The organism is Vibrio sp. Vb0667, from assembly GCF_033391095.1.
Genome location: NZ_JAWPOL010000325.1, coordinates 1 through 1,117, shown reverse-complemented (window position 1 = coordinate 1,117; position 1,117 = coordinate 1). Strand labels below are relative to the sequence as shown.

General features: G+C 48.3%; 2 pseudogenes. Both read right to left on the bottom strand.

What is annotated here, in order from left to right:
- Positions 1-844: pseudogene (vmeZ, locus tag R8269_RS25630) on the bottom strand (multidrug efflux RND transporter permease subunit VmeZ); the annotation flags it as partial.
- 8 nt (positions 845-852) lie between these two features.
- Positions 853-1,117 (bottom strand): annotated as a pseudogene (locus R8269_RS25625) (efflux transporter periplasmic adaptor subunit); the annotation flags it as partial.

Sequence of the window (1,117 nt, the reverse complement as noted above, 5' to 3'; positions counted from 1 at the left end):
TACCGTTACCATCGTAGAACTTCTTACCCAGTTCAACACGAGCAACATCTTTCAGATAAACCGTAGAGCCATTTGGATTGGCACGAAGAACAACGTTTTCAAACTCGCTCACACTTTCTAAGCGACCTTTCGTCACTAGGTTGAACTGCACTTCTTGCGGGTTATTGTACGGCGCGGCACCAACACGGCCAGCAGCAACCTGAACGTTTTGCTCCGCTAAAGCAGCATATACATCCGATGTCGTTAGCTTGAGGTTGGCCATTTTTTCTGGGTCCAACCACACGCGCATCGCGTATTCACCACCACCAATTACATTTACTTCACTGATGCCTTTCGCACGCGCCAACTGATCTTTTACGTTCAAGTTGATGTAGTTAATTAAGAATTGGTCATCGTACTTGCCGTCTGGTGAATAGAAGTTCAGAACCATCAATAGGTCAGGAGAACGCTTTTTCACCGTCACGCCGACCATGCGCACTTCCTGAGGCAGTTTTGACTCAATCTGTGACACTCGGTTTTGCACGTTCACCTGCGCCATATCTGGGTCGGTACCAACATCAAACGTAACGTTTAAGCTGTACGAACCATCGTTAGCACTTTTCGAAGACATGTAAATCATGTTTTCTACGCCGTTCACCGATGTCTCTATCGGATCGGCGATGGCCTGTTCAACCACTTCGGCACTTGCGCCAGTGTAGTACGCCGTTACGCTAACCGACGGTGGACTAATTTGCGGATATTCAGCCACTGGCAAAATCGCTAACGAAATGGCACCAGCCAACGTCAGGATGATCGAAATGACCAGCGCGAACTTAGGTCTTTGTATAAAGAAACGACTTAACATGTGGCCTCCTACTGTTTGTCTTCAGTTGGAGTTTGAACACGCACTTCTACGCCATTACGAACACGCTGTAGACCTTGTGTGATAACTGCTTCACCTTTCTCAAGACCTTCGCGAATGATGATGCCCTGCTCGACTTGCGGGCCAAGTTCTACATTGCGACGCTCAGCGACGTTACCTTCCGTTGTCACCATCACAAAGTCACCTTCTAGGTCAGTTTGCACCGCACGACGAGGCACGACGATGACATCTCGCGTATTCTTGTCACGTAAGTTG